Source organism: Gracilimonas sp. (genome assembly GCF_035704785.1).
Lineage (GTDB): Bacteria > Bacteroidota > Rhodothermia > Balneolales > Balneolaceae > Gracilimonas.
Map to the genome: position 1 here is coordinate 1 of NZ_DASSWP010000031.1, position 6466 is coordinate 6466.

Consider the following 6466-nt stretch of genomic DNA (forward strand, 5'->3'; position numbering starts at 1 on the left):
AAATTTTGAATATGTGCCTAAACTTTGTTCAGCAGCTTGCGAGAAAGCCAGCGCTGAGAATATTCATCTTGCTGAGTTTTTGAAGAAACCTTTAGTCCGCAGATACGGGCCTGAGTGGTTTACTGATTTTATAGATGCCTGTAAAGAGATAAGGGAGAGAAAAAAGAATGCTTCGTAATCAACAAAAGATAGGTCAAAGGCAACAACAGAGCCTGCAACAGAAGCTTTCACCGCAGCAGTTGCAGTATATTAAGTTGCTTCAGTTACCCACCATTGCCCTTGAGCAGAGAATTAAGGAAGAAATTGAGGCCAATCCCGTATTAGAAGAGGCTGAGTCGTTAGAAGGGGAAGTGCTGAATCAGTCGGAAAGTGAAAGCCCTGCAGAGGAGAAGGAAGAGGCTCTGGAAAGCCTTGAAGATCATGAAGTTGACTGGGATGACTTTGACAGTAATACCGAGTATGACGGGGATAATTTTACCAGCACCTATAATCCTGATATCGAAGAATGGAGGGAGTTGCCAAATCCATACCATTCATCTTTGCTTGAGAACCTGGAAGATCAAGTAGCGTTGCTTGATCTGACCGATGAAGAGCGACTGGTTGCTGATCAGATTTTAGGTTCTCTAGATGAAGATGGCTATTTCCGTAGGGAAATAGAGGCGGTAGTTGATAATATAGCGTTTAACCACGGTATATTGCTCAGTGAAGAAAAGGTTGAAGAAGTACGCAAAAAAATTCAAAAATTAGAACCTACTGGTGTAGCTTCCCGGGATCTGCGTGACTGCCTGTTAGTTCAACTGGAAGGGTCAGAAAAAAAATTAAAGGCCCGGGAACTGGCAATTAAAATTGTAAGGGATGCATGGAAAGCATTTGAGAAAAAACATTTTAAAAAGCTGCTCCAGAAATTTTCTATCAGCAGAGAAGAATTGCAAGAGGCATTTGAAACCATTCGCCATATGGATCCACGTCCCGGATCTGTTTCAAGCGGGATGGAGGAAACCCAAAATTATATAGAACCCGATTTTGAAGTGTACTGGAAGGGGGTGGGTGAAGGAGAAACGAAGCGAGGAGAATTTGTGATCACTCTTAATCAAAGAAATGCACCTTCTTTGCGAATCTCTCCTGAGTACAAACAAATGTGGGAGCAGATCAAAGCTAAGAAAAAGAAGAATACAGATACTGAAACACGCTCTTTTATGAAGAGTAAGATCGATTCCGCACAATGGTTTATTGAGTCCATAAAGCAGCGTCAGAATACACTGATGAATATTGTGAAAACTATTGTAGCTCTTCAGGAAGACTTCTTCAAATACGGTGAAGGTATCAAACCTATGATCCTGAAAGATGTGGCTGAACGTATTGGCATGGATATCTCTACGGTCTCAAGAGTGGTGAATGGAAAGTATGTTCAAACCCATTTTGGCGTTTATGAACTGAAGTACTTTTTCAACGAAGGCCTTGAAACTGAGAGCGGGGAGGAGGTATCAAACCGTGTTGTTAAGAATATTCTTCAGGGCCTGATCGATAATGAGAATAAACAAAAGCCGCTGAGTGATCAGGAACTCACGGATATATTAAATGAAAAGGGCTACAAAGTGGCCCGCCGTACCGTGAGTAAATACAGAGAACAGTTAAATGAACCGGTTGCAAGAATGCGAAAACAGGTCATTTAAAATAGTTCGATGAGAAATGAGAGCTTACCTTTTCTTCTCTATCATCAGAATAACAGGCTCCTCAAATCCATATGATGAGCTGTACTCTTTTTTAAGGGCCTGAATTTGGCTCCAGCTGTTAGTCATTCTGCTTACAACTATATAATCAGATCTGTTTTCATCGATCAAAATTTTAAGATTTTCTCCCAGTCGATCTTCGTTTTTTTCAACAAAAGCATTCGCATTTTCAACAGACTCAAATTTCTCAAGCAGCAACATGAACTCAAAGCCTACATTTATGGATTTGACCGGCGGAGAGACTCTTGTAACTACTGAGTTTTTAATAGCGGGAACATTATCAAATACGGTAAGCTGTTCGGTTGCCTGACTTTCTGTGTTAAAGGGGCCTAGTACTGCTATGTACAGATCTTGCTGATTCTGAGCAATCAACTTAGCATTTATGGCGTAAGAAGAATTCAGTTCTGCTATAAACGAGCTGGCTTCATCAGAATCGGTAAACTGATTTAACTGAACATAGTATTTAGGAATTTCGGGATTCAGATCCAGATCGGCATAACACTGGCTAACGACAGCAGCATCAAAATAAGCATCAGTATTTATTTCTTTAGCAACATCGCCGGCATTGCTTAAACTTTGATATCTGATCTCGCGAACCGCATAGAGTTCATAGGGCTCGTTATAGATTATGAAGGTTAAATAATCATCTTCAATTTTTTGGGATAAAGTCGAGGACCTTTCTTCAGTGAAATAAGATGCGAATTGAATTCCATAGATACATCGCCCGGGGCTCAAACTTTCAATATCAGCAGTAGAACTGAACGCTGAAGGTAGTGCACTTATGTCAGCAAGTGTTTGTGTGATCACACCTGTTTGTTCTTCAGAAATTGAATCGGGAGGAGCAGGCAACTGATCTTGTGGTGGTGCTATTGCAATCACATCTTCCGGATCTTTATCATTGATCGGTTGCTGCCCAATAAGTGAATCTTTCTCAGCGGGTAGAGTAGTTAAGCTATCTGCAAGTGTTTCTTGCGCTGCAATTTCTGAAGAATCGATTCCGGTACTATCCGGTTTTATAGCGATCATACCCGTAGAATCCTGTTCTGCTAAATTGACGGAATCTCCATCAGCATCCGCAATAGTAGGTGTTATTTGAGGAACAGGAATGACGGGAGGTGTCACAACCGGCAGTCCATCTATAATATCATCGGGATCGCCTGAAATATCTTTGGTTGTACTATCAGGATCAGTGAGAGCAATAGGTTCATCAGCAGGGGTAGTAATAGTAGTATCAATGCTGATGCTATCAGGGGCAAAAACCAGAGTCTGTGAGGTGTCAGGTTCAATGATCAACGCAGAATCGACAGAAATTTGCTCTAGTTCAGTAAGTTGTGTCACATTATCAAGGCTGTCTTGTAATGTTTGTGTTTCAATAAGAGAGTCCCTTTGCGCATCTGTTAATGCCTCAGGTGAAACGACCGGAACTGAAGGAAGGGTGGTATCGGGAAGAAGTTGTTCAGGGTCAATATTATCGCCGGCCTGAACGGTATCGATCGCAGCCTCTGTAACCAATTCGGGATCAACAGTTGTCAATGTATCCTGAGGAACGGTCTCTGTAATTTGTGTTTGATCAAGGCTGTCTGCAGTCACTTGATCAGCCAAGTCCTCGGGAGAAACAATTGCATCAGCCGTGGTATCGGGTTGTGTTTCTACTTGAGTTATTGGTGCTTGCTGTTCAAGTGCGGGATCCGTTGGTACAAGCAGCAGGTGAAGTCCTTCTATAAAATCTCCTTCAGGCAATGGCCTTACAGCAAATTCCAGCTTTTCAGGCACGCTTTTACTGCTTAGGATATCGAGCTGTGATGAATCTACTTTAACTATATATTCTCCGGGCGGCACTTCGTAATCATAGAAACTGCCATCGGAGAAGGTTCTCATTTCTTTATAAAAATCCCCATTGGTTTGGGTCAATAGTACCCTTAAGCCGGCTACACCTCTGGTCTCACCATTTTGTAATTGTTGCTCAACCATACCTCCAATAACACCGGACATGTAGAAAGGAATTTCTACTTTTTTAAAGCGGTTTGGGTCCGTAATCAATCCAAACTTCTCAAACTCGGGAACCAGCATTGGGTTCTGGATCAGAGATTTATTCAGCTCCATGTTGTAGAAGAAATAGGGCTGCATTTGCGTGTAGTAAATGACGCCATTTTTAACGGTACTTGTTGCCCCAGAACGCTGAATGCGGAGAGCGTTGCCGGCTATGGGATCATCTTCATCCCCAAAATCCCCATCCGCATTGTTATCTACAAATAATTTGACAGCGGCACCTGAACGACCTACCTGATCGCGGCTGGTGAAAATGAAGTTGTTATAATTGGTATCGTAACCGATCGATCCACGTAGGTTCTGAGTTAAATTTCCAGATCCCCGAATGTTACCATAGGTCGTACTGGTTCTGATATTATCAAAATCGATCACAAGGTTGAATCGTAGACTGTTGTACTCTCCCGCAAAATTTCGCCCATAAGATAGCTGCACACGACCCTGCTCAAATACATTCTGGGATAAAAGCACTTCAGCTGATTCCAGCTGATTCATACTAGGCTGATATCTGAATTGTCCTCTCAAAAATACCCCTCTTAAATACGCTGGTAGGTTTCGGTTTCTGGAAACATTGTAAGTTGCCGATGTCTCCAGATAGGCTGTGTTGGAAGGATTGAACGGATCAAAACTACCCGTAAAACGGTCTGTGTAGCCAACCCGCAGGTTCAGTTTATTGATCCTTGAGTTTAGGTCCAGCCTGAAATTGGTTGAGCTGGTGGAAGCTCTTGTTCGTTTAAATGCGGATGCCCTAACATTAAATGGTAATCCCCAGAAATTGAATGGATAGAAAGCGCTGGCTACCAAACGTTGTTCATCGTTTGATGGATTATAGATGCTAAAACCTTCGTTATAGCTGGTGTAGTCCAGGGTAAAACTCGCTGAATTGGGGTAGATCACATTGAGCAAGCCCCGATAATAAGCTTCACTGGCAGCTTCCAGGGTCAGGATGTAATTGCTTTTGATACGTGATGAAAGAGAGGCGGTAAATGTTGGCAAGGACTCGTGATAACCCTGATAGTATTCAACTCCTGCTTTTGCTGTTAGCCATTCTGATATACCATAAGCTCCGCTTCCCTGGGCAGTGAAGTCCTGAGTGGTTTGACCAAATATAGGATTGTCCAGACGCCCCGCATTCACAGTGTAGTTAAATACCCCGCTTGGCTGAAAGGTGAAAGGAACCTGCAGACGTTCTGAACGCTCAATGATCTGTCCGGTCGGACCGTAGATCTTCAGGTCAAGCTGAGAGGGGCCGTAACTTACCGGAGTCAGAAATCGATAATTACCCAGTTCATCCGCCTGTTGAAAATCGATGAGGGCATTGTTTAGATAGAGTTCTACTTCAGACTGAGGTATGGTTGTTCCCTGAACTTCAAATTCGTCAAAAAGCCTTCTCGGTTCAATAGGTTCGTTTGTGAGCCTGATACCGGTATAGGCATTACGGGAAAATCCATCGGTGGTTGTTTGGCCAATGGTCAGTTTTGTCAACCAAGGCTGATCGCGATACATATAGCGCCATCTCAGGTTGTCGGTGGCAAAATTCGAAAAGTTTTTTGAATAGCTTCCAAATATGGCCCCCTGAAGGTCTCCGCCATATAATTGAATACCAAGATTGGTATTAAAGTTATATACGTTTTGACTGGAGTTTAGATTGGCAGAGAGATTATAATCCATAAAGCCGCCATCCAAAAAAGGTCGTTCCCGATCGTATTTCAATGGATACTGCTCCTGCTCCAATCTGTTTCGATCTGCGACCTGCCGTCTTTGTTGTCTGATGGCCTGCTGAATGGCCGGCAGTTCTCGCTGGGTTTCGAGGTTGAGGCTCAGGTTATTGAAATCGATGGTGAAATCAAGTCCAAATGCTTTATAAAAGATATCTGCTCGAAGATAGGAATCAATTTCTTTTACGAGGTAATCGTCAGCAGTAAGCGGTACAATATTATCACCAAAGCGAATTCGGTTATCTTCTAAATTGATCCGATAGGGAATCTGCTCCACTCCAAAGTTACCGTCAATTATCAAGCCATTTACTGCATGTTCTATTTGGAAAAGAGTGAAGAGTTCAGAAACCGGCAGAAAGAATTCGTCGTTCTTGTAATAGGATATGACTACTGAATTGATGACACCCCGATGACGAAAATCGAGATATACTTCTATATCGTTGGAATTATTATTTTGTGCTTGAAGTGCAGTTGACTGAAACCCAAGGCATAAAACAACAAGAACTAACAGGGATGGAATTGAAGTTAGCCAACTTTTGAGCACCTTTAGGGGATTGTTACTGTGGTTGTTTCAGTGACGGGTTCCATTTGTATGATATCACTGGAGGAGACATCATTTCGCTGTGTCTCGAAATTGACCTTGAGCGTGTACTCTCCTGAAGGCACTCCGTCAATATTAAGTTCCTGTCGGTGTGTGCCGTCAAAATACAAGCTGGTTGAAATAAAGCCTGACTGAACCTCAGTATTATTTTTATCAACAAGTGATACAGAGATAGTGCCCAAAAACGGGGCATTTCCGGTGCGCTTGTAATCAGTTAAAACAGCTAAGATATTATCATCCACGGTCTCAGTTCTGATCTCTTCAATTTCTATGCCGGTACTGATAGAACCATTCTTGTAAAACAATCCGGTTACCTGATTGATCACGATACCCACCTGAGCCGTCACGGCTTGATCGTTTGAAAGTTCAAT

2 protein-coding genes and 1 pseudogene are annotated in these 6466 nt (G+C 42.6%); 1 reads left to right on the plus strand and 2 read right to left on the minus strand.

The window, feature by feature from the left end:
• Window positions 1-167 precede the first annotated feature (167 nt).
• Window positions 168-1673 carry an RNA polymerase factor sigma-54 gene (gene rpoN / locus VFM80_RS01940; protein ID WP_395069007.1) on the plus strand — a complete coding sequence of 502 codons (1506 nt, stop codon included), beginning with the start codon at window positions 168-170 and terminating at the stop codon, window positions 1671-1673.
• A 24-nt stretch (window positions 1674-1697) separates the two neighbouring features.
• On the opposite strand, the gene VFM80_RS01945 is transcribed toward rpoN, so the two are convergent.
• Window positions 1698-6038, minus strand: coding sequence for an SPOR domain-containing protein (locus VFM80_RS01945; RefSeq protein ID WP_395069009.1), 4341 nt, complete (start codon window positions 6036-6038; stop codon window positions 1698-1700).
• A gap of 2 nt (window positions 6039-6040) precedes the next feature.
• A pseudogene (locus VFM80_RS01950) lies at window positions 6041-6466 on the minus strand (hypothetical protein); the annotation flags it as partial.